This is a genomic window from Streptomyces sp. TLI_171 (genome assembly GCF_003610255.1).
GTDB lineage: Bacteria > Actinomycetota > Actinomycetes > Streptomycetales > Streptomycetaceae > Kitasatospora.
Map to the genome: position 1 here is coordinate 4,157,579 of NZ_RAPS01000001.1, position 19,431 is coordinate 4,177,009.

The 19,431-nt window shown below is 72.9% G+C and carries 18 protein-coding genes and 1 tRNA gene; 17 read left to right on the plus strand and 2 right to left on the minus strand.

The window, feature by feature from the left end; translation table 11 throughout:
- Nucleotides 1-120: 120 nt before the first annotated feature.
- A tRNA-Lys gene (locus BX266_RS19070) sits at nucleotides 121-193 on the plus strand.
- Nucleotides 194-329: 136 nt separating this feature from the next.
- On the opposite strand, the gene BX266_RS19075 is transcribed toward BX266_RS19070, so the two are convergent.
- Nucleotides 330-848 (minus strand): hypothetical protein, encoded by a 519-nt coding sequence (locus BX266_RS19075; protein WP_099901433.1) that lies wholly within the window; start codon nucleotides 846-848, stop codon nucleotides 330-332.
- A gap of 91 nt (nucleotides 849-939) precedes the next feature.
- Complete coding sequence (locus tag BX266_RS19080) at nucleotides 940-2,466, minus strand: alkaline phosphatase (protein ID WP_099901435.1); 1,527 nt, start codon at nucleotides 2,464-2,466, stop codon at nucleotides 940-942.
- A 311-nt stretch (nucleotides 2,467-2,777) separates the two neighbouring features.
- On the opposite strand from BX266_RS19080, the gene BX266_RS38700 reads away from it, so the two are divergent.
- The 16 genes from BX266_RS38700 to BX266_RS40050 all read left to right on the plus strand — a co-directional run bounded on the left by BX266_RS38700 (nucleotide 2,778) and on the right by BX266_RS40050 (nucleotide 19,401).
- Nucleotides 2,778-3,197, plus strand: a complete 420-nt coding sequence (locus BX266_RS38700; RefSeq protein ID WP_180290533.1) for a helix-turn-helix transcriptional regulator — start codon at nucleotides 2,778-2,780, stop codon at nucleotides 3,195-3,197.
- Nucleotides 3,198-3,656: 459 nt separating this feature from the next.
- A complete protein-coding gene (locus tag BX266_RS19090; RefSeq protein ID WP_310794792.1) occupies nucleotides 3,657-5,366 on the plus strand; it encodes an LCP family protein in 1,710 nt (569 codons plus the stop codon).
- 155 nt (nucleotides 5,367-5,521) lie between these two features.
- The gene (locus BX266_RS19095; RefSeq protein WP_099908043.1) at nucleotides 5,522-6,493 is read left to right on the plus strand and encodes an ABC transporter ATP-binding protein; all 972 of its coding nucleotides are present in this window, start codon (nucleotides 5,522-5,524) and stop codon (nucleotides 6,491-6,493) included.
- Nucleotides 6,493-7,287 (plus strand): ABC transporter permease, encoded by a 795-nt coding sequence (locus BX266_RS19100; protein WP_099901440.1) that lies wholly within the window; start codon nucleotides 6,493-6,495, stop codon nucleotides 7,285-7,287. The genes BX266_RS19095 and BX266_RS19100 overlap by 1 nt, the downstream gene beginning before the upstream one ends.
- Nucleotides 7,288-7,393: 106 nt before the next feature.
- The gene (locus BX266_RS19105; RefSeq protein ID WP_099901442.1) at nucleotides 7,394-8,341 is read left to right on the plus strand and encodes an ACP S-malonyltransferase; all 948 of its coding nucleotides are present in this window, start codon (nucleotides 7,394-7,396) and stop codon (nucleotides 8,339-8,341) included.
- Nucleotides 8,328-9,863: a class I adenylate-forming enzyme family protein gene (locus BX266_RS19110; RefSeq protein WP_099901443.1), complete on the plus strand. Its 1,536-nt coding sequence runs from the start codon at nucleotides 8,328-8,330 to the stop codon at nucleotides 9,861-9,863. The genes BX266_RS19105 and BX266_RS19110 overlap by 14 nt, the downstream gene beginning before the upstream one ends.
- Entirely contained in the window at nucleotides 9,844-10,092 is a 249-nt protein-coding gene (locus tag BX266_RS19115) for an acyl carrier protein (protein WP_035864761.1), read from the plus strand. The genes BX266_RS19110 and BX266_RS19115 overlap by 20 nt, the downstream gene beginning before the upstream one ends.
- Before the next feature lie 13 nt (nucleotides 10,093-10,105).
- The gene (locus tag BX266_RS19120) at nucleotides 10,106-11,311 is read left to right on the plus strand and encodes a PLP-dependent aminotransferase family protein (RefSeq protein ID WP_099901445.1); all 1,206 of its coding nucleotides are present in this window, start codon (nucleotides 10,106-10,108) and stop codon (nucleotides 11,309-11,311) included.
- Nucleotides 11,308-13,644 (plus strand): lantibiotic dehydratase, encoded by a 2,337-nt coding sequence (locus BX266_RS19125; RefSeq protein ID WP_099901447.1) that lies wholly within the window; start codon nucleotides 11,308-11,310, stop codon nucleotides 13,642-13,644. The genes BX266_RS19120 and BX266_RS19125 overlap by 4 nt, the downstream gene beginning before the upstream one ends.
- Nucleotides 13,641-14,696 (plus strand): 2,3-diaminopropionate biosynthesis protein SbnA, encoded by a 1,056-nt coding sequence (gene sbnA, locus BX266_RS19130; RefSeq protein ID WP_099901449.1) that lies wholly within the window; start codon nucleotides 13,641-13,643, stop codon nucleotides 14,694-14,696. The genes BX266_RS19125 and sbnA overlap by 4 nt, the downstream gene beginning before the upstream one ends.
- A complete protein-coding gene (sbnB, locus tag BX266_RS19135; RefSeq protein ID WP_099901451.1) occupies nucleotides 14,693-15,721 on the plus strand; it encodes a 2,3-diaminopropionate biosynthesis protein SbnB in 1,029 nt (342 codons plus the stop codon). The genes sbnA and sbnB overlap by 4 nt, the downstream gene beginning before the upstream one ends.
- Nucleotides 15,718-16,470 (plus strand): 3-oxoacyl-ACP reductase FabG, encoded by a 753-nt coding sequence (fabG, locus tag BX266_RS19140; RefSeq protein ID WP_099901453.1) that lies wholly within the window; start codon nucleotides 15,718-15,720, stop codon nucleotides 16,468-16,470. The genes sbnB and fabG overlap by 4 nt, the downstream gene beginning before the upstream one ends.
- A gap of 55 nt (nucleotides 16,471-16,525) precedes the next feature.
- Nucleotides 16,526-16,816, plus strand: coding sequence for an acyl carrier protein (locus BX266_RS19145; protein WP_099901454.1), 291 nt, complete (start codon nucleotides 16,526-16,528; stop codon nucleotides 16,814-16,816).
- A gap of 2 nt (nucleotides 16,817-16,818) precedes the next feature.
- Nucleotides 16,819-17,334 (plus strand): 3-hydroxyacyl-ACP dehydratase FabZ, encoded by a 516-nt coding sequence (gene fabZ / locus BX266_RS19150; protein WP_259464756.1) that lies wholly within the window; start codon nucleotides 16,819-16,821, stop codon nucleotides 17,332-17,334.
- Nucleotides 17,335-17,377: 43 nt separating this feature from the next.
- On the plus strand, nucleotides 17,378-18,799 hold the full coding sequence (locus tag BX266_RS19155; protein WP_259464757.1) for a GNAT family N-acetyltransferase: 1,422 nt from the start codon (nucleotides 17,378-17,380) through the stop codon (nucleotides 18,797-18,799).
- Nucleotides 18,796-19,401, plus strand: a complete 606-nt coding sequence (locus tag BX266_RS40050) for a hypothetical protein (protein ID WP_259464758.1) — start codon at nucleotides 18,796-18,798, stop codon at nucleotides 19,399-19,401. The genes BX266_RS19155 and BX266_RS40050 overlap by 4 nt, the downstream gene beginning before the upstream one ends.
- Nucleotides 19,402-19,431: the final 30 nt, after the last annotated feature.

The following is a 19,431-nucleotide window of genomic DNA, read 5'->3' on the forward strand; positions in this document are numbered from 1 at the left end:
CCGACCGTCGACTCCTCGGCCGACCCGCGACCCGCCCGCCAAACCGCTGGCCATCCCCTCCCCGGCACCAGGTAGGATCACCCCGGCAGGCGCTGTCCCACGCGGCACACGCCTGCCGACGGGCCGCTAGCTCAATTGGCAGAGCTGCGGACTTTTAATCCGTAGGTTCAGGGTTCGAACCCCTGGCGGCCCACACGGCAGTCGTTGATGTCCGGCCTGGGCGTCCTCCCCTCGGGGAGGGCGCCCAGCGCCGTTTCCGGACCGACCGGGCCGCTGTCGGTGGGCGTTCCGTCGGCGGGAGCGGCGGGGGCGGGCGCCGCTGCCGGTCGTCACTCGTTGACGAGGACGGGGACGGTGAGGACGGCTCCGGTGGGGGTGCCGGTGAGGTGGTCGGCGGGGACGGTGAGGTCGATGCCTTCGCCGGCGGCGCGGGGGCCGGCGTGCTGGCCGGTGGCGGCTTCTTCTTCCTGGTACTGGAAGGTGCCGGTGCCGAGCAGATGGCCGGCGGCGTCGTAGTACGCGGCGTGGACTTCGAGGGCGAGCACGTCGCTGACGTCGGAGGTGACGGTCAGGTGGCCGGTGACCGCCGGGGTGGCGGTGAGGGCGAGGCCGGTGAGCCTGATCCGGTCGGTGAACGGGCCGTTCTCGACCCGGACTTCACCGGTGGCGACCGGGGTGGCCAGGACGGCGGCCGGGGCCGGGGCCTGGCGCGGGGCGGGAAGCGCGACCGGACTCACCGAAGGGGCGTCAGGTTCGGGCGCGTCCCCGGTGCCGGTGCAGCCGGTGAGCAGGGCGGCGGCGAGCGCGAGGGCGCCGAGCGCGCAGGCGGTGCGGGTGCGGGAGGTCATGGCTGCGCCTTCTGCGGGGCGGGCGGGAGGAGGAGAGCGGCGGTCGGGCCCGGGGTGCGGCATGCCCCCGGGCCCGGTGCGAGGGGGGAGGTCAGTCCCGGCCGTGCGGCTTCCCGCCGAACAGGGCGCTGTACATCTTCCCGTACAGCTCGGTGTTGTCCTGGCTGGCGGCGAAGCGCTGGCCGCCCGGGCCGTAGGCGAAGATCGGGACGTCGGCGCCGGTGTGGTTGCCGGACAGGTAGGTCAGCCAGAGGCTGGCCTCGGGGCTGCCGTCGGTGACGCCGGCCGGGTCGTCGGGGGTGCGGAAGGTCGCGGGGGCGAAGTTCTTCGGGTCCTTGGAGCCGGCGCCGTTGACGATGCCGGTGGAGCGGGACGGGTCCTTCACGTTGGCCGAGGAGGAGCGCGCCGGCGAGCTGTTGTTCGCGGTGTTGCCGGCGTCGGCGTTGGCCGGCGGAGCGGCGGCCTCGGCGTTGGTGAAGGAGCCCTTCTCGATGATGTTGAAGCCGGCGCACTCGTGGTCGGCGGTGACGATCACCAGGGTGTGGCCGTCCTTCTTGGCGAACTCGACGGCCTTCGCGACGGCGTCGTCGAACGCCTTGATCTCGCCCAGGGTCTGGTCGGCGTCGTTGGCGTGCGAGCGCTTGTCGATCTGCGCGCCCTCGACCTGCAGGAAGAAGCCCTTCTTGTTCTTCTTCGCGAGCAGGTCGAGCGCCTTGCCGGTCATGTCGGAGAGGGTCGGCTCGGCCTTCTCGGCGGCGCCGGCGGGCAGCGCGGACTTGGCGGCCTCGACGGTCAGGTTGCCGCGGTTGAACAGGCCGACGACCTTCTTGCCGTTGGCGGCGTCCAGCTCGGCCTTGGTGGCGACCTTCTGGCTGGCGGCGGTCTGCGCGCTCAGCGCCGGGTCGCCGAAGCTGCCGAGGACCTGGTAGCCCTGGGCCTCCAGCGCCTTCTGGTCGTCCGGCTCGAAGCGGGCCAGGCCGCCGCCGAGGATCACGTCGGCCGTGCCGTTGCGGGCGATCTGCTCGGCGATCGGGGTGATCAGGGTGGCGTCGGCCGGCTTGGCCTCGTAGCTGCCGTCGGCGTTCTTCGGCAGGCAGGCCGCGTCCGAGTAGGTCGGGCCCTGGCAGCCGCGGAGCAGCGCGTGGCTGAACATGCCGGCCGGGGTGGCGTCGGTGATCTCGGCGGTGGAGACGTTGCCCGTGGCGAGGCCGGCCGCCTTGGCCTGCTCCATGAGGGTGACGACCTTCTTCTCGTACGAGTCGACGCCGAGCGCCGCGTTGTACGTCTTCACGCCGGAGGACCAGGCGGTGGAGGAGCTCGCCGAGTCGGTCACCAGGGCCGGCTTGTTGCTGCCCTTCTCCACCGCGTACGTGGAGACCTGGCCGACGAACGGCAGGCGCTCCATGGTGAGCTTGCCGGCGGCGCCGTAGAAGCGCTCGCGGCCGGCGGTGACGTGGGTGCGGCCCATGCCGTCGCCGAGCAGGTAGATGACGTTGCGGATCTCGGCGTTGTTGCGCTCGCCGTGCTCCTGGTCGGAGTGGGCGGCGACCGCCGAGCCACCGATCAGCGAGCTCGCGACGGCGAGCACTGCCGCGGCCTTCAGGGCCTTGCGCTGCATAGGAACGTCTCCTCGACGCGTCGGCGCACCCGGCCGGGTACGCCGCATGCGCACCCGTGGCGGTGCCGCCGGGCAATGCGAAGGTAAAGCGACGAGGTGAATGCTTTTCGGCCACGCGGTTGCGTACGTTCGAACGCTGGCGCGCGGGCCGAGTCCGTGGGCGAGGAGCTTGACGGTCCGTCAGGCCGGGCGGTCGGGCTGTCACCTGCGGTGGTTCGGAGCCTGCCCGCGGGCCCGGGCGGTTTCGTTACGATCGGCTGCCGTTCCGGGCGGCCCGGGTGGCGCGACCGCTTCGGGAACGGGGAACGGCAGTGGACTTGGGCGAGTTGCTACGGGACCTGCGGCTGACCGCCGGGTGGACCCAGGAGGAGCTGGCCGACCGCTCCGGCGTCTCCGCCCACTCGATCAGCATGCTGGAGGCCGGCCGCCGCCGGCCGCCGCCGGCCCCGGCTGTCCTCGGTGGCCCGGCTGGCGGACGGGCTCGCGCTGCCGGTCGCCCGTCGCGAGCAGCTGGTCGCGGCGGCCACCGGCCGCCCTGCCGCCGAGCGCCCCACAGCCCCGGCGGCCCCCGCAGCCCCGGCCTGGACCGCCCCGGCCGCGCTGCTGCCCGGGCCCGTGGCGGTGGCGCGCGGGCCGCACCAACTCCCGGCCGAAAGCCGCCTGTTCGCCGGCCGGGTGGCGGAGGGCGAGTTCCTCGCCGGGGTCGCCCGGCTGGCCCCGGACGGCGCTGAGTGGGCAGGGCTGCCCGGCGCAGGCCTACAACACGGCCTACGAGGGCACGTACTGGCAGCACCTCAACTACACGTACGTCACCGGCAACGGCTTCCGGGACGGCGTGTACCGGGTCGACTTCTACAACCGCCAGAACCAGTACCAGTACTCCTGGACGGTCGAGTACCGCTGCTGATCGCCCCGCGCCGGGCAGTACCCGGGACCACCGAGTGACGACGGCCGGGTCGGGCGGGGAGGAGTGCGACCCGCAGGTCGTCTCCCCGGTTCCTCGAAGGCCCCGCTCACGGACCACGTGAGCGGGGCCTTCTCCGTGCCGCCGACGAGGGGTCGGGGGAGACCGGGCGCCCGTACCGGCGGGGCGGACGAGACGGGTGCGAACTCCGGTGCAACACCTTCGGCCGATTCTGCATCTATAGGGGTGAAGACAGCTCGGACGGGCCGGGCGACGGGGGTGCGATGTGATAGGCGACCAGGCCGAAGCCGTGGAGACGGCGGCGGGCGTGCCGGAGCAGCGCCAGGCGTCCGGCGGGGGAGCGGCCGACCGGGCGGCGGGCGGCAGGGCCGGGGGCAGGGCGGAGGCCAGGGCGGAGGCGAAACGGGCCCGGCGGCGCGGGAAACGCTGGCTGCGGGTGCTCGCGTACACCGCGGCCGGCCTGATGGTGGTGACCGTCGGCACCGGCGGCTACCTGTACTACCGGTACAACGGCAACATCAAGTCCTCGCCGCTGTTCGCGGGCGAGAACGGCGACGCCGGCCACGAGGTGCCGGACGCGTTCGGTCGCACCCCCATCAACGTGCTGGTGATCGGCTCGGACTCGCGCGACAACCCGGAGGACTGCGCGATCGGCGGCGACTGCGGCGAGGGCGCCAACGCGGACGTCGAACTGCTGCTGCACGTCTCCGCGGACCGCAGCAACGCCACCGTGATGAGCATCCCGCGCGACCTGATGACCGACCTGCCGGGCTGCATCGACAAGGAGCACAACACCTCGTCCAAGAAGCACCGCGGCCAGATCAACTCCAGCCTGCAGTACGGCCCCGGCTGCACCGTGGCGGCCGTCCACCAGCTCACCGACATACCCATCGACCACTTCGTGAAGGTCGACTTCTCCGGTGTGATCAAGATGTCGGACGCGGTCGGCGGCGTCCCGGTCTGCGTCAGCGACAACGTCTACGACCCGTACTCGCACCTCAAGCTGGCCCAGGGCACCCACACCCTGAAGGGCATGGCGGCACTGCAGTTCGTCCGCACCCGGCACGGCTTTGGCGACGGCGGCGACCTCGGCCGGGCCAGTGCCCAGCACGCCTTCCTCGGGTCGATGATCCGTCAGCTGAAGAGCGCCGGGACGCTCACCGACCCGACCAAGGTGCTGGGGCTGGCCGACGCCGCCACCAAGGCGCTCACCGTCGATCCCGGTCTGGACGGCATCACCAAGCTGGTCGGCCTCGCCGACGACCTCAACAAGGTGCCGTCGGCCCGGGTCACCTTCACCACCATGCAGACCGCGGCCGACCCCCGGGACAAGGACCGGCTGGTGGCCGGCGCCGACGCGGCCAAGCTGTTCGCCACCATCAAGAACGACCAGCCGCTCACCGCCGGCCCGGCCGGCGCCACCGCCGCACCGTCCACGCCGCCGCCCGCGGCGCCCTCCGCCACCGCGCCGGCTGCGCCCCCCGCGAGCGGACCGGCCCGCCGGACGATCAACGTGGTGGTCCGCAACGGCACCGGCCTGGACGGGCGGGCCGGCGCGGTCGCCGACGCGCTGCGGCAGGCCGGCTTCGGCAAGGACACCACCACCGGCAGGAGCACCACCGCCGACCGCACCGCGGTGCACTACCCGGCCGGCCGGGAGGCCGAGGCCCAGCAGGTCGCCGCCGCGCTGGGCGTCCCCGCGGACGCCGTGCAGGCCGGCTCCGGCAGCTCGATCGAGCTGGTGATCGGCGCGGACTGGCCGTCCGGCACCGCCTTCCCGGCCACCGCCGGCCGGAGCGCGCCGAGCGTGGACCCGTCCGCCGCGCTGAAGGGCGCGGACGCCACCACCGCCGACACCACCGGCAGCTGCACCGCGGTCAGCCACGAGAACACGGTCAGCCTCCCGGGCTACGGCGGCATGACCCCGGTCCAGGCGTACGCCCGCAGCAAGAACGTGCCCGATTCGGCGCCCTGACGGAGCCTCGGTCCCGCGCCCGGCGGAGCGCCCATCGGACGGGTGCGAAAGGGCGATAGGGGGGCGATAGGCGGGCCGGTTCGGGGCGATAGGGGGAGGCCGGAGAGTGGTGCTCACAAGAGGCGAACCTCCGCCGAATCGTGAGGAACCGGATGATGATCGATTACCAGAACCGTACGGCGTCGAGGGGGACGGCGTCTCCCCTGGCGGCTGAACTCACCAGCGTCGTCAAGCGGTTCACCAATGCCAAGGGCGAGGTGTTCACCGCGGTGAACGGGCTGGATCTACGGATTCGGCGGGGTGAGGTGGTGGCGTTCCTCGGGCCGAACGGCGCGGGCAAGACCACCTCGATCGACATGCTGCTCGGGTTGACCAGGCCCGACGAAGGAGAGGTGCGGCTGTTCGGGCAGAGCCCCGAGCAGGCGGTGCGGGCCGGCCGGGTGGCGGCGGTGCTGCAGTCCGGCGGGCTGCTGCCGGACCTCACGGTCGAGGCGACCGTGCACATGCTGGCCTCGCTGCACCCCGGGGCGGACCCGGAGCGCTGCATGGCCCGGGCGAACATCACCGAGCTGCGCAGCCGCCGGGTGGCGGCCTGCTCGGGCGGTGAGCAGCAGCGGCTGCGGTTCGCGCTGGCGCTGCTGTCCGGTCCGGACCTCCTGGTGCTGGACGAGCCGACGGCCGGCATGGACGTGGTGGCGCGGCGGGACTTCTGGGCGGCCGTCCGGGAGGACGCGGCGCGCGGCATGACGGTCATGTTCGCCACCCACTACATGGAGGAGGCGGACCAGTTCGCCGACCGGGTGGTCATGATCAGCAAGGGCGCGGTGGTGGCCGACGGCTCGGCCTCCTCGATCCGCTCGGCGACCAGCGGCCGGACCGTTTCGGCGGTGGTCAGCCCGTACGAGGCCGGGGTGGTGTCCCGCACGCCGGGGGTGCGCTCCAGCACCGTCCGCGGCGAGCGCACCTACTTCACCTGCACCGACTCGGACGCGCTGCTGCGGGTGCTGGTCGGCGAGACCTCCGCGCGGGACATCGAGGTGGCGCCGCGCAGCCTGGAGGAGGCCTTCATGGCCATCACCGAGAACGGCCGCCCCGTCGTGCCGACCGCCGAGAAGGAGAACGTCTGATGGCCGCCGTCACGGCCCCCGCCGCCGCCCGCACCTCGGTGTTCAACGGGGTCAACCCGACCTTCGTCCGGTACGAGCTGCGCCGCCGCTTCAACCGGCAGACCACGATCTTCACGGTGCTGCTGCCGGCGGTGCTCTACCTGGCGCTGTTCCGGACCGCCCCGTCCGGCGGGGCTAGCCTGCCGCACGGCAACTTCGCCGCCTGGATGATGATCGGTCAGGCGGTGTACGGCGCGGCCACCGCGGCGGTCAGCTCGGCCGCCACCATCTCGGTGGAGAAGTCGGTGGGCTGGATGCGCACCATCGCGATGAGTCCGCTCACCCCGCCCGGCTACCTGCTGGTTAAGGTGCTCTGCTCGGTGTTGATGGCCGGCGTGCCGGTCGCCATCGTGGGAGTGCTGGGTGCGCTGACGGGCGCTCAGGCCGACGGCGACGTCTGGGTGGTGTCGCTGCTGGTGGCCTGGATCGGCGCCGCGGTGTTCGCCGCGCTGGGCATCGGCATGGGCCTGGCGATGAAGCCCGACGTGGTGATGCACATGCCGGGCCTGACCATGACCGCGCTGGCCTTCCTGGGCAACCTGTTCATCCCGCTCAGCGGCGCCATGCTGGAGGTCTCCCGGTACACCCCGATGTACGGGGTGGCGACGCTGGCCAGGTACCCGCTGAACGACGGCTTCTCCTTCCACGGGGAGCACTCCAGCGTGGCCGGTGCGGTGTTCAACCTGCTGGCCTGGTTCGCCGGGTTCTCGTTCCTGGCGGTCCGCCGCTTCCGCAAGTCCACCGGCCGCCCGTAACGGCCGAGCGCCGGCGCCGCCCGGTCCGCACCAACCGTCCGAAGATCCGCCGCTCCGGCGCGCTCCGCGCCGGGCGCAGGCCCCACCCGAAAGGGGGTTAGAACACATGTTCGCATTCATTGCTCCGGGTCAGGGTTCCCAGACCCCGGGCATGCTGGCCGCCTGGCTGCGAGACCCGGCCACCGCCGAGCGGGTGCGGGCCTGGTCCGAGGCCGCCGAGGTCGACCTGGTCCAGCTCGGCACCAAGGCCCCGGCCGCCGAGATCGCCCGCACCGAGCACACCCAGCCGCTGCTGGTCGCCGCCGGACTGCTCGCCCACGACGCCCTGCACGACGCAGTACCGCCCGGCGGAGCGGTGGCCGCCGGCCACTCGGTCGGCGAACTCACCGCCGCCGTCTGGGCCGGGGTGCTGCAACCCGCCGACGCCGTCCGGCTGGCCGCCGTCCGCGGCCGGGCGATGGCCGCGGCCTGCGCCGAGGCCGACACCTCGATGGCCGCCGTGGTCGGCGGCGAGCAGGACCAGGTCCTGGACCGGATCGCCGAACTGGGGCTGTACGCGGCCACCTTCAACGGCCCCGGCCAGATCGTCGCGGCCGGCGCGGTGGACGCCCTGGAGCGGCTCGCCGCCGCCCCGCCCGCCGGCGCCACCGTGAAGACCCTCAGCGTCGCCGGGGCCTTCCACACCCCGTACATGGAGTCCGCCCGGCTGGCCTTCGCGGCCGCCGCCGAGCAGGTGCCGTTCGCCCCGCCCACCCACCTGCTGCTCTCCAACGCGGACGGAGCGGGCGTCGAGGACCCCGCGGAGATCCGCCGCCGACTGGTCCAGCAGCTGGTGAACCCGGTCCGCTGGGACCTGTGCCTGACCCAACTGGCCTTCGAGAAGCCCGAGCTGACCGTCTCGCTGCCGCCCGCCAAGACCCTCGCCAACATCCTCAAGCGACAGCACCCCGAGCTCGACGTCCTGTCCGTGACCACCGCCCGGGACGTCGCCCGGGCCCGGGAGCGGCTGACCGCCCCCGCCAGCCGAGGAGCGTCCGTCCATGCCGGTGTCTGACCTGCTCGAATACCCGCTCGCCGAGCGGGCCGACCACCCCGCCGTGACCGACGCCCAGGGCACCCTGGACTACCGGCAGCTGGGCGCCGCCGTGGACCGCGCGGTCGGCTGGCTGCGCGGCCAGGGCCTCACCGCGGGCGACCGGGTGGTGTACGCCGGCGGCAACGACCGGGCCTTCCTGGCCCTGTTCTGGGCCACCCTGCGGATCGGCGCGATCTTCGTCCCGGTCCACCCCGACCTGACGGACCACCAGATCGACCACATCGTGGCCGACAGCGAGGCCGCGCTGGCCGTCTGCCGCCCCGAGGCCGGCCGCCGGGCTGCCCGCACCGTCGACGTCGAACAGGCCTGGCAGCAGGTGCTCGCCGCCGCCGAGGACGGCCACCGCGCCGACGTCGGCGAGGACGAGGTGGCGATGCTGATCTACACCTCCGGCACCACCGGCCGCCCCAAGGGCGTGGTCTGCCCGCACCGCCAGATGCTCGCCGCCCTCGACGCCATCAACGCCTGCCTCGGCTACCGGCAGGACGACGTGGTGCTCTGCCGGCTCCCGCTCTCCTTCGACTACGGCCTCTACCAGGCGCTGCTGTCCGCCCTGGTCGGCGGCACCCTGGTGCTGGCCCGGCGCAGCGAGGACATGGGCCTGCTGCGGCTGATCGAGCGCACCGGCGTCACCGTCGTGCCGCTGGTGCCCTCGCTGGCCCAGATCCTGACGCTCCTGCAGGGCAAGCTGCACCGGCCCACCAAGGTCCGGCTGTTCACCAACACCGGCGCCCGCCCCGGCCGGGCGGTCACGGCCGAACTGCTGGAGCTGTTCCCCGGCTCCGAGTTCGCCTCGATGTACGGCATGACCGAGTGCAAGCGGATCTCCATCCTCGACCCCGAGGACTACGCCGAGCACCCCGACTCGGTCGGCCCGCCGATCCCCGGCGACCGGGTCCGGATCGTGGCCGCCGACGGCACCGCGCTCGGCCCCCGGGAGACCGGCGAGATCGTGGTGTCCGGCCCGACCGTGATGGCCGGCTACTGGCGGATCCCGCTGGAGGCCCAGAACCGCTTCGTCCGCCGCCCCGACGGCTCGCTCGAACTGCACACCGGCGACAACGGCTGGCTCGACGAGGACGGCCGGCTGTACTTCGTCGGCCGCGACGACGACGTGATCAAGCGCCGCGGCATGCGGGTCGCCCTCACCGAGATCGAGGACGCCGCCGAGCGGATCCCCGGCGTCACCGCCGCCGTGGCGCTGCGCCCCGAGCCGGAGGGCAGCCCGCTGCTGCTGGCCGTGCACGGCAGCCTCGCCCCGGAGGCCGTCCGCGGCCTGCTGATCGGCCGGCTCGACCACAGCCGGATGCCCGACCGGGTGGTGGCCATCGACACCGTCCCGCTGACCGCCAACGGCAAGCCCGACCGGACCGCCGCCAAGGCCCTGGTCGAGGCCGCCGAGCAGGCCGCCAGGAACAGCACCGCCCCGCAGACCACCACCGCATCCCCGAGGAGCAGCCATGAACCAGTCGCAGTTTGACCAGCTCGTCGAGCGGATCTGCTCCGTGCAGGTCACCGACTCCGAGACCCCGCTGGTGGACCTGGGCGTCGACTCCCTGCACACCATCGCCCTGGTGATGGCCGTCGAGGAGGAGTTCGGCATCGAGGTCGACCCCGACGCCCTCGCCGACCCGGCGCTCGCCTCCCCGGCCGGCCTGTTCCGCTACGTGCAGGCCTGGGCCGCCGACGCCGCCCCGGCCCGAGTCTGAGGGACCGACAGCCATGTGGACCGACACCAGACCCGCGGCCGAACTGCCCAAGCTGTTCGAGCGGGGCGGGGACGTCATCTCCCTCTCCGGCGGACTGCCCGACCTGGACGTCCTGCCGCTGGACGCGATATCGACCCAGCTCTCCCGGCTCGTCCGGCTGGGCGGCAAGCTCGCCCTGCAGTACACCACCCCGCACGTCGCCAAGGCGCTCGTGCCCGCCGTCGCCGACCTGATGGCCCGTGAGGACGGCCACGCCGACGGCGACAACCTGATCCCCACCAGCGGCTCCCAGATGGGCCTGACCGCCGTCGCGCTGGCCCTCGGCGCCCCCGGCGAGACCATCCTGGTGCAGACCCCGGCCTACCCCGGCGCCACCGCCGCGTTCCGCACCGCCGGCCTGGAGCTGCACGGCGCGGCCGAGGACGAGAACGGCCTCGACCCCGAGCAACTGCGGACCACTGTGCGGGAGTTGAGGTCCGCCGGGGCGACCGTCCGGATGCTGTACGTCAACCCGACCTTCCAGAACCCGACCGGCGCGACGCTGTCCGTCCCGCGCCGCGCCGAGATCCTCACCGCCTGCCGCGAGCTCGACCTGCTGCTGATCGAGGACAACCCGTACGGGCTGCTCGGCTTCGACGGCGCCACCACCACCCTGTTCCAGGCCCTCGACCCGCAGCAGGTGGTCTACCTGGGCACCTTCTCCAAGATCTTCGCGCCCGGCCTGCGCTCCGGCTGGATCGCCGCCCCGCAGCACCTGCGGCACGACCTGGCCCGGGTCGCCGAGATCATCTCGCTCTCGCCCTCCGCCCTCGCCCAGGGCGCGCTGGCCGCCTTCTACTCCCGCTCCGGCTGGACCGACCTGATCGACCGCTACCGGGACAGCTACCGCGAACGCTGCACCCTGATGGCCGACGCACTGGACGCCGAACTCGGCGCCGACACCCCCTGGACCTGGCAGCGCCCCGACGGCGGCTTCTACCTGTGGCTGCGCCACCGCGACCGCGCCGACGCCGGCCGGTACGCGCAGGCCGCCGCCGCCCACGGCGTCTCGGTCGTCCCCGGCGGACACTTCTCCGTCGCGGGCGAGCACGCCGACGGCCTGCGGCTGTGCTTCAGCAACGTGCCGCGCAAGAAGATCGCCGAGGGCATCGGCCGGCTGGCCGCCGCGCTCACCGAACCCGCCCCGCAGGAGCGCGAGTTGACGGCGGTGGCCGGATGACCGCGCCCGCGGCCCCGACCACCCGCGCGGTGGACTGGGCGGACTTCCGCCCGCTCCACCCGCTGGCCGGCTCCGACTGGCAGGTCTGGGGCGTCGGACTGCTCCGCAACGCCGGCTTCCCGGTCTCCGGACTGCGCCTGATCGGCGGCACCCGCGCCCCGCTGGCCGCCGCCGAGCTGGCCGCCGGCCGGGCCGACCAGGACGCGTTCCTGGCCGCCTACCGGGCCGACGTTGACGAGGAGTCCGCCCGGCTCGCCGCCCTCGCCACCGACCCGAAGCTCCGCCTCGCCATCGCCTGGCAGAACCGCACCGTCTTCCGCATCCTCGACTCGCTGGCCGCCCCCGGCGGCAAGGAGACCAAGCGCCGCCAGCGCGAACGCACCCTCGCCATGTACTGGCTGCGCTACTGCGCCAAGGCCGAGACCATCGGCTTCTTCGGGCCCGGTGCCTGGATCGGCGTCGGCCGCACCCGGCAGGCCGTCGACCTCGAACACGGACCCGCCCTGGTCGCCGCCGCCCGCACCTCGCTGGAACGCTGGACGGTCGCCGCGATCGCCGACTGGATGGCCGAACAGCCCGGCGCCCGCTGGTGGTTCCCGCCGATGCTGCGCCCCGACGTCCAGCTGGACGGCGAGCAGCTGGTGCTCTCCAACCGCAAGGTGCTGCGGCTCCGCCCCGAGGACGCCCAGGTGCTGCGGCTCGCCGACGGCGACCGCAACGCCGAGCAGATCAGCGACCTGCTGGTCGCCGAGCACGGCTGGGACCCGGCCGGCGCCCGCGAGAAGACCGACAAGGTGCTGGGCCGGCTGCTGCGGCAGCGGGTGCTCGGCTGGGACGCCAACATCCCGGTCGACGTCCGTGCCGAGGAGGTGCTGCGCCGCCGGGTCTCCGCGATCGGCGACCCCGAACTGTTCGTCCGCTACGACGCGGTGCTCGCCGAACTCGCCCGCCACAAGGACCGGATCGACCGGGCGGAGAGCGCCGAGCAGCTGGTCGAGGCGCTGGACGCGCTGGACGCCTACTTCGTGGAGACCACCGGTCAGGCCGCCTCCCGCGAGGAGGGCAAGGCGTACGCCGGCCGCACCCTGGTCTACCAGGACACCCTGCGGGACTGCCGGATGGAGCTCGGCCAGGACTTCCTGGACGGCATCGCCCGCCCGCTGGCCCTGGTCGCCGACGCCGCCGACTGGTTCGGCAACCGGCTGGCCGAACTGGTCGAGGCCGAGGTCGCCGCCCTGGTCCGGAAGGCCGCCGAGCGCAGCCGCGGACCGGTCACGCTGGCCGACGTCTGGCCGCAGACCCTGGCGCTGTTCTGGGGCGAGCACAACCACCCCGTGCAGCAGGCGGTCCGCGAGCTGGCGCTGAAGTGGCGTCAGGTGATCGGCGACGTCCCCGAGGGGCAGCTGCGGGTCGACCTGAGCACCGATCAGGTCGGCGGCCGCATCCGCGAGGTGTTCGCCACCGGCCCGGTGCGCTCCCCGCACCTGGCGGTGCACAGCCCCGACCTGCAGGTGGTGGCCACCTCCCCGGAGGCCGTCAACCGCGGCGAACACCTGGTGGTGCTGGGTGAGTTGCACGCCTGCCTGGCCACCCTGGACCTGCCGTTCCTGGACTGGACTGCCGACTCCGGCTCGCTGCGCGACAAGGTCAACCGGGCGATCGGCGCGGAGCGGCTGGTGCCGCTGCTGCCGGTCGGCTGGAAGCGCAACAGCGGCCGGATGGTGCCCGCCCCGATCGGGGAGGGCGACCGCCTGATCGGCTTCACCCGCGCCCCGTTCGACCGCCGCGAGCGGATCGAGCCGGCCGTCTCCATCACCCTCGACGAGCGGGACGGCACCGTCACCGCGACCACCGCCGACGGCCGCGCCCGCTCGCTCTCCGAACTGCTCGCGGTGCTGATCTCGATCATCGCCTGCGACGCCTTCAAGATCGGCCTGGACCGCCCGCACGCCCCGCGGGTCACCCTCGACGGCCTGGTGCTGTTCCGGGAGACCTGGCGACTGCCCGCCCGCGGCGTGCAGCTGGCGCCCAAGGCGGACCGCCACCGCGACTACCTGGCGGTGCGCCGCTGGGTGACCGAGAACGCCCTGCCCGACCACGCCTTCGTCAAGTTCCCCGAGGAGACCAAACCGTCCCTGGTCGACTTCACCAGCCCCACCCTGGTGCTCTCCTTCGCCAACCTCGTCCGCCGGGCGGTGCAGTCGGACCCGGACGCCGGGGTGACCGTCAGCGAACCGCTGCCGGCCCCCGAGGAGTCCTGGCTGCCCGACGCCGACGGCGAGCACTACGTCAGTGAGCTTCGGCTCCAGATCAGCCGAGAGGTGCCGGAATGACCGTGCTCGTCCCCGACGGCGCCGAGGTGCGGGTCCGCCCGTACCGTCCGTCGGACCCCGACATCGTGGCCACGATCGGCGGCACGCCGCTGGTGGCCCTGGACCGACTCTTCCCGCCCGCCCGCTTCCAGGTGTACGCCAAGTGCGAGCGGTTCAACCCGGGCGGCTCCATCAAGGACCGCGCCGCCAAGTCGATGGTCGAGCAGGCCATCGCCACCGGCCGGATCGTCCCCGGCGTCTCCACCGTGGTGGAGTCCTCCTCCGGGAACCTGGGCATCGCGCTCGCCCAGCTCTGCAACTTCTACCGGCTCGGCCTGGTCATCGTGGTCGACCCGCGCACCACCCAGCAGAACCTCGCCATCATGCGGGCCTACGGCGCCAAGGTGGAGGTGGTCGAGCACCGCGACCCCGCCACCGGCGAGTTCCTGCCGGCCCGGATCGCCCGGGTCCGGCACCTGCTGGAGACCGTCCCGGACGCCTGGTGGCCCAACCAGTACGCCAACGAGGACAACTCCCGCGCCCACCACACCACCATGCGGGAGATCGTAGAGGCCCTCCCGAAGGCCCCCGACTACCTGTTCCTGGCGGCCGGCACCACCGGCACCCTGCGCGGCTGCGCCGAGTTCATCCACGACCGCCAACTGCCCACCCGGGTGGTCGCGGTGGACGCCGTCGGCAGCGTGATCTTCGGCCCGCCGGAGCCCTGGGAGTCCGCCCACAGGCGGACCATCCCGGGCCACGGTGCGGCGGTCGTCCCCGCACTGCTCCGGCCCGGCCTCGCCGACCGGGTGGTCAAGGTGACCGACTCCGAGTGCATCCGCGGCTGCCGCCGCCTGCTGGCCGAGGAGTCGATCCTGGCCGGCGGCTCCTCCGGCGCGGTGATCGCCGCCCTGCTGCAGTCCGCCGACTGGGTCGAGCCCGGCAGCACCTGCGTGGCCGTGCTCCCGGACGGCGGCGACCGCTACCTCGACACCATCTACGACGACCAGTGGGTGGAGTCCTACCTCCGGCAGTACCTGCCGCCGACCGAACAAGAGAGAGACACGCCATGAGGATCCTCGGCCGGGAGGACGTCCGGACCGCCCTGACGGGCCTCGACTCCACCGTCATCGACCTGGTGCGCAACGCCTACGTGCTGCACAGCCAGGGCAAGTCCGACCTCCCCTTCTCGACCTTCCTGCGCCCGCTGCACCGCTCCGACTCGCGGATCATCGCGCTGCCCGCCTACCTCGGCGGACCGGCCCCGGTGATGGGCCTGAAGTGGATCTCGTCCTTCCCGGAGAACGTCAACCGCGGGATGCAGCGCGCCAGTTCGCTGTGCATCCTGAACGACCTGGAGTCCGGTTACCCGCTGGCACTGATGGAGGGCAGCCAGATCTCCGCCGTCCGCACCGCGGCCGGCGCGGCGCTCGGCTCCAAGCTGCTGAACAAGGGCCGCGAGGTCCGCACGGCCGGCCTGGTCGGCTGCGGCACCATCAACCACCGGGTGGTGCACTTCCTCACCCAGGTGCACCCCGAGCTGGCCACCGTGCTGCTCCAGGACGCCTTTCCGGAGCGCGCCAAGGTGTTCGCGGCGGAGCTCGCGGCCGAGTACCCGGGCATCGAGTTCCGGGCCGCGACGCTGGGCCAGGTGCTGGGCGCCGACACGGTCTCCGTCGCCACCACCGACTCCTCCTACTGGCTGGACCTCGCCGACCACCCGAACCGCCCGGACGGGCAGGTCGTCCTGCACCTGTCGCTGCGCGACCTGTCGGTGAACTCGGTGCTCGGGGCGGTCAACGTGGTCGACGACGCGGACCACGCGATCCGCGAGCAGACCTCGCTGCACAAGGCCGAGCAGCAGGCCGGCCACCGCCGGTTCGTCACCGCCGAGATCGGCGCGCTGCTGGACGGCACCGCCGAACTGCCCGCCGCCCGCACCGTGGTGTTCTCCCCGTTCGGGCTGGGCGTGCTGGACCTGGCGGTCGCCGAGGCGGTGCTGACCGCCGCCGAGAAGGCCGGGCTCGGCACCGACGTCGAGGGCTTCGACCCCGGCACCCACAAGGTCACCTCCAACCTCGCCGGGAGCGCGGCATGACTGGTCTGTTCACCGAAGGCACCCGGGCGGTCGTCACCGGGGCGTCCCGCGGCATCGGTGCGGCGATCGCGCTGCAGCTGGCCGAGCACGGCTGCGACGTGGCGCTCAACTACCGCTCCAGCGCGGGCAAGGCCGAGCAGCTGGCGGAGAAGATCGAGGGCCTCGGCCGCAAGGCGCTGCTGGTGCGCGCCGACGTCTCCGACGAGGCGCAGGTCGCCGCGATGTACAAGGAGATCCGCACCGCCTGGGGCGGCGTGGACGTCGCGGTCCTGAACTCCGGGATCACCGCTGACGGGCACTTCGCGGCGATGAGCGCCGCCAAGTGGCAGGAGGTGATCTCCACCAACCTGACGGGCGCGTTCCTGACGGCCCGGGAGGCCACCAAGCAGATGTACGCGAGCGGCGGGGCGATCGTCTTCATCGCCTCCACCTCGGGCATCGCCGGCCGGGTCGGCCAGGCCAACTACGCCGCCTCCAAGGGCGGGGTGATCGCGATGGCCAAGACCCTCGCCTACGAGGGCGCCCCCAAGGGCATCCGGGTCAACGTGGTCGCGCCGGGCTTCATCGACACCGACATGGTGAAGAAGGTGCCCCGGGCGCAGCTGAAGGAGGCCGCGGCGGCGATCCCGCTGGGCCGGATGGGCACCCCGGAGGAGGTCGCGCAGGCGGCGGTCTTCCTGGCCAGCCCGGCGGCCTCGTACATCACCGCCAAGGTGCTCACGGTCGACGGCGGGATGCTCTACAGCTGACCGCCCTGCAATCGAACTGACGTTCCATCACACCCATCAGAAAGGTACTCCCACCATGTCCACCGCCACCTTCGAGGACGTCCGCGCCCAGGCCGAGCAGCGCCTGGAGAAGAACCTCAAGATCAAGTCGATGATCATCGACCGCCTGGGCCTGGACGCCGAGGCCGAGGTCGTCTCCGACAACCAGCCGCTGTTCGGCCGCGGCCTGGAGATGGACTCGCTGGACACCCTGGAGATCGTCGTCATGATCAACAACGAGTACGACGTGCTGATCAGCGACGACGACTTCGAGGCCTTCGGGTCCATCAACGCCCTGGTCGACTTCATCGAAGCCCGCGAGGTCTGACCGTGACCACCGCCATCGCGCCCGTCAAGGCCGCCGTCCGGGAGAAGCCGAAGACCTTCGCCTACTCCTCCGACGACATCAAGCGGATGCTGCCGCACCGCTGGCCGATGCTGATGATCGACCGCGCCTACGACGTCGTCCCCGGCGTCTCCGGCCGCGGCGTCAAGAGCGTCTCGGTGAACGAGCCGTTCTTCGCCGGCCACTACCCCGACCACTCGATCATGCCCGGCGTGATGATCGTCGAGGCGATGGCCCAGCTGGTCGCCGTGGTCTACGTGGCCGAACTGCTGGAGGCCCCGACCCCGGCCGAGGGCGATCCCTCGGGCAGCGTCGGCTACCTCGGCTCGATCAGCTCGATGAAGTTCTCCCGGCTGGTCGTCCCCGGCGACCAGCTCACCCTGGAGGCCAAGCTCGGCCAGAAGCTCGGCGGCCTGCGCTCCGTCTCCGTCCGGGCGTCCGTCGGCACCGAGCTCGCCGCGGCCGGCTCGCTGATCGTCACCACCGAACGCAAGGGCTGACCCTCCGTCACCTTTCGGACCAGAGCAGACAAGGAGGTGTGGAATGTCCATCACGATCCGCCCGTACCAGGAGGGCGACGCGCATGACATCGCCGAGCTCTACAACCGTCACCGCGACAACCCCAACCCGGTGGCGGGCGGAATCACCGGCGACGAGCTGGAGCGCGAACTCGCCGAACGCGACACCGCGACGTTCCTGATCGCCGTCGACGACGGCCGGGTGGTCGGCACGTTCGGGCTGTTCCACAGCACCGGACGCCGCTCCGCCCGGGCCGGCGAACTCATCGCCGACATGTTCTTCGTCGCCCCGGCCTACCGCAACGGCGTCATCACCGGGCGGCTGTTCACCGAGGCCGTCGAATGGATGATGCGCTGCGGCTGCCTGGTGCTCCGACTGACCGTCAACCCGGCCAACACCGTCGCCTTCAAGCTCTACCGGCGGGTGGGCTGCGTCTCCGTCGGCGAGACCGTCCCCGGCGAGGACGGCAACGTCGAACTGCACAACTACATCCCGCTGATCCTGCGCAGCGTCTTCCACGACCTCGACCCCGAGGCGCTGGCGGCGCTCGGCCAGCTCAGCAGCTTCGGCAACGTCGCCGGCGGCCGGGACGACGAACTCCGTTCCGACGTCAGGGTGGTGGACGACATCCGGACCGTCGCCTACGCTCTGGCCCTGGGCGAGTTCAAGCTCACCGCGACCATCGACGTGGACCGCGGCCTGATGCTCGACGCGGCCCTCACCGACCCCGCCGGCGCCACCCGGCCGCTGAGGATCGCCGAACCGCCCTACGAAGTCCGGGCGCTGGGCGACAGCGAGCCGCACCGCTTCGGCGGCGACGGGCTCACCGCCGAACTCGACACCGCCGAAGGCACCCTCACCGTGCACGCCGAGGGCCACCACGGACCGGTGTTCGTCTCCACCTGGCCCAGCGCCGAGGCCGACCGCTCGGCCGGCTGGCGCGAAGGCCAGGCCCGCGACCTGGAGATCCAGCCCGTCGAGCACGGCGTCCGGGTCTCCGAGCACAGCGGCGGCAACCGGGTCACCGGCACCATCACCCTCCACCAGGGGGTGCTGAGCCAGGACTTCACCTTCACCACCCGGCCCGGCCGGATCTTCCAGACCGTCGGACTGCGCCAGGGCGACTTCACCCTGACCGACCCCGACGGCACCGCCCACCGGCACCTGATCGGCACCGGGATCGGCGTCCGCGACACCTCCGAGGTGGTCGCGGCCGCCCGGACCGCACCCGCCGGCTCCACCCTCACCTGGACCGACGGCGCCAACCGGGTGCTGCTCCCGGCCGGCCACCCCGTCCGGCTGATCACCGCCACCCTGGTCGAACGCCACCTGGAGACCGACGCCGACGGCACCGCCCGCCTGCGCACCGAACTCCGCACCGGCGCCGACCGCCACCCGAGCACACCCCCCGCGAGGCACAGACCCTCGACACCCAGCGGAAGTTGACGGTCAAGGCGACCGCCGCCGGCATCACCGGCTGGACCGAGGGCGGCACCAAGGTGCTGCGCAGCCCCGCCCCCCGCAGCCGCGCCTTCGGCTGCAACCCGCGCTGGAGCGCCGGTGCCTGGGTCACCCGCGAGCACCACCGGCACAGCCTCGCCACCGGCCTCGGCTGGGGCGTGGCCGCCGGCCAGGAGTGGGAGCAGAAGCACCCGCTCGGCCTGGCCGCCCCGCAGGAGCGGATCAGCTGGGAGGTCACCGCCCCCGAGCAGTCCGCCGAACCGGTCCGGATCGACGTCCACGCCCCCGGCGCGGACGAGGAGATCGTCCTCTGGCTCACCCCCGACACCCCCGCCGACACCGCCGTGGTGATCGACTCCGCCGGCACCCGCCGCGAGCTCGACAGCGCCGCGTTCCGGCAGGTCTGGGCCGCCGCCGCGGCGATCCGGCTCAGCAGCGGCCACTGGCTCCACCTGGCCCCCGCCGGCCCGTCCGGCACCCAGGAGATCGTCCTGCGCACCACCTCCTCCGGACTGCTGGTCGGCTGCGCCGCAGCCGCCACCGAAGCCTCCTGGCAGCTGTCCGTCCGCCCCGCACCCGCAATCTGACACTCCGTCGAACATCCCGAAAGGAAACCC

What these genes read in the sequence shown, in the direction of transcription:
- BX266_RS19075 (WP_099901433.1), bottom strand. Translation starts at nt 848, where the DNA reads ATGACCTCCCGCACCCGCACCGCCTGCGCGCTCGGCGCCCTCGCGCTC.
- BX266_RS19080 (WP_099901435.1), bottom strand. Translation starts at nt 2,466, where the DNA reads ATGCAGCGCAAGGCCCTGAAGGCCGCGGCAGTGCTCGCCGTCGCGAGC.
- BX266_RS19095 (WP_099908043.1), top strand. Translation starts at nt 5,522, where the DNA reads ATGATCGATTACCAGAACCGTACGGCGTCGAGGGGGACGGCGTCTCCC.
- BX266_RS19100 (WP_099901440.1), top strand. Translation starts at nt 6,493, where the DNA reads ATGGCCGCCGTCACGGCCCCCGCCGCCGCCCGCACCTCGGTGTTCAAC.
- BX266_RS19105 (WP_099901442.1), top strand. Translation starts at nt 7,394, where the DNA reads ATGTTCGCATTCATTGCTCCGGGTCAGGGTTCCCAGACCCCGGGCATG.
- BX266_RS19110 (WP_099901443.1), top strand. Translation starts at nt 8,328, where the DNA reads ATGCCGGTGTCTGACCTGCTCGAATACCCGCTCGCCGAGCGGGCCGAC.
- BX266_RS19115 (WP_035864761.1), top strand. Translation starts at nt 9,844, where the DNA reads ATGAACCAGTCGCAGTTTGACCAGCTCGTCGAGCGGATCTGCTCCGTG.
- BX266_RS19120 (WP_099901445.1), top strand. Translation starts at nt 10,106, where the DNA reads ATGTGGACCGACACCAGACCCGCGGCCGAACTGCCCAAGCTGTTCGAG.
- BX266_RS19125 (WP_099901447.1), top strand. Translation starts at nt 11,308, where the DNA reads ATGACCGCGCCCGCGGCCCCGACCACCCGCGCGGTGGACTGGGCGGAC.
- sbnA (WP_099901449.1), top strand. Translation starts at nt 13,641, where the DNA reads ATGACCGTGCTCGTCCCCGACGGCGCCGAGGTGCGGGTCCGCCCGTAC.
- sbnB (WP_099901451.1), top strand. Translation starts at nt 14,693, where the DNA reads ATGAGGATCCTCGGCCGGGAGGACGTCCGGACCGCCCTGACGGGCCTC.
- fabG (WP_099901453.1), top strand. Translation starts at nt 15,718, where the DNA reads ATGACTGGTCTGTTCACCGAAGGCACCCGGGCGGTCGTCACCGGGGCG.
- BX266_RS19145 (WP_099901454.1), top strand. Translation starts at nt 16,526, where the DNA reads ATGTCCACCGCCACCTTCGAGGACGTCCGCGCCCAGGCCGAGCAGCGC.
- BX266_RS19155 (WP_259464757.1), top strand. Translation starts at nt 17,378, where the DNA reads ATGTCCATCACGATCCGCCCGTACCAGGAGGGCGACGCGCATGACATC.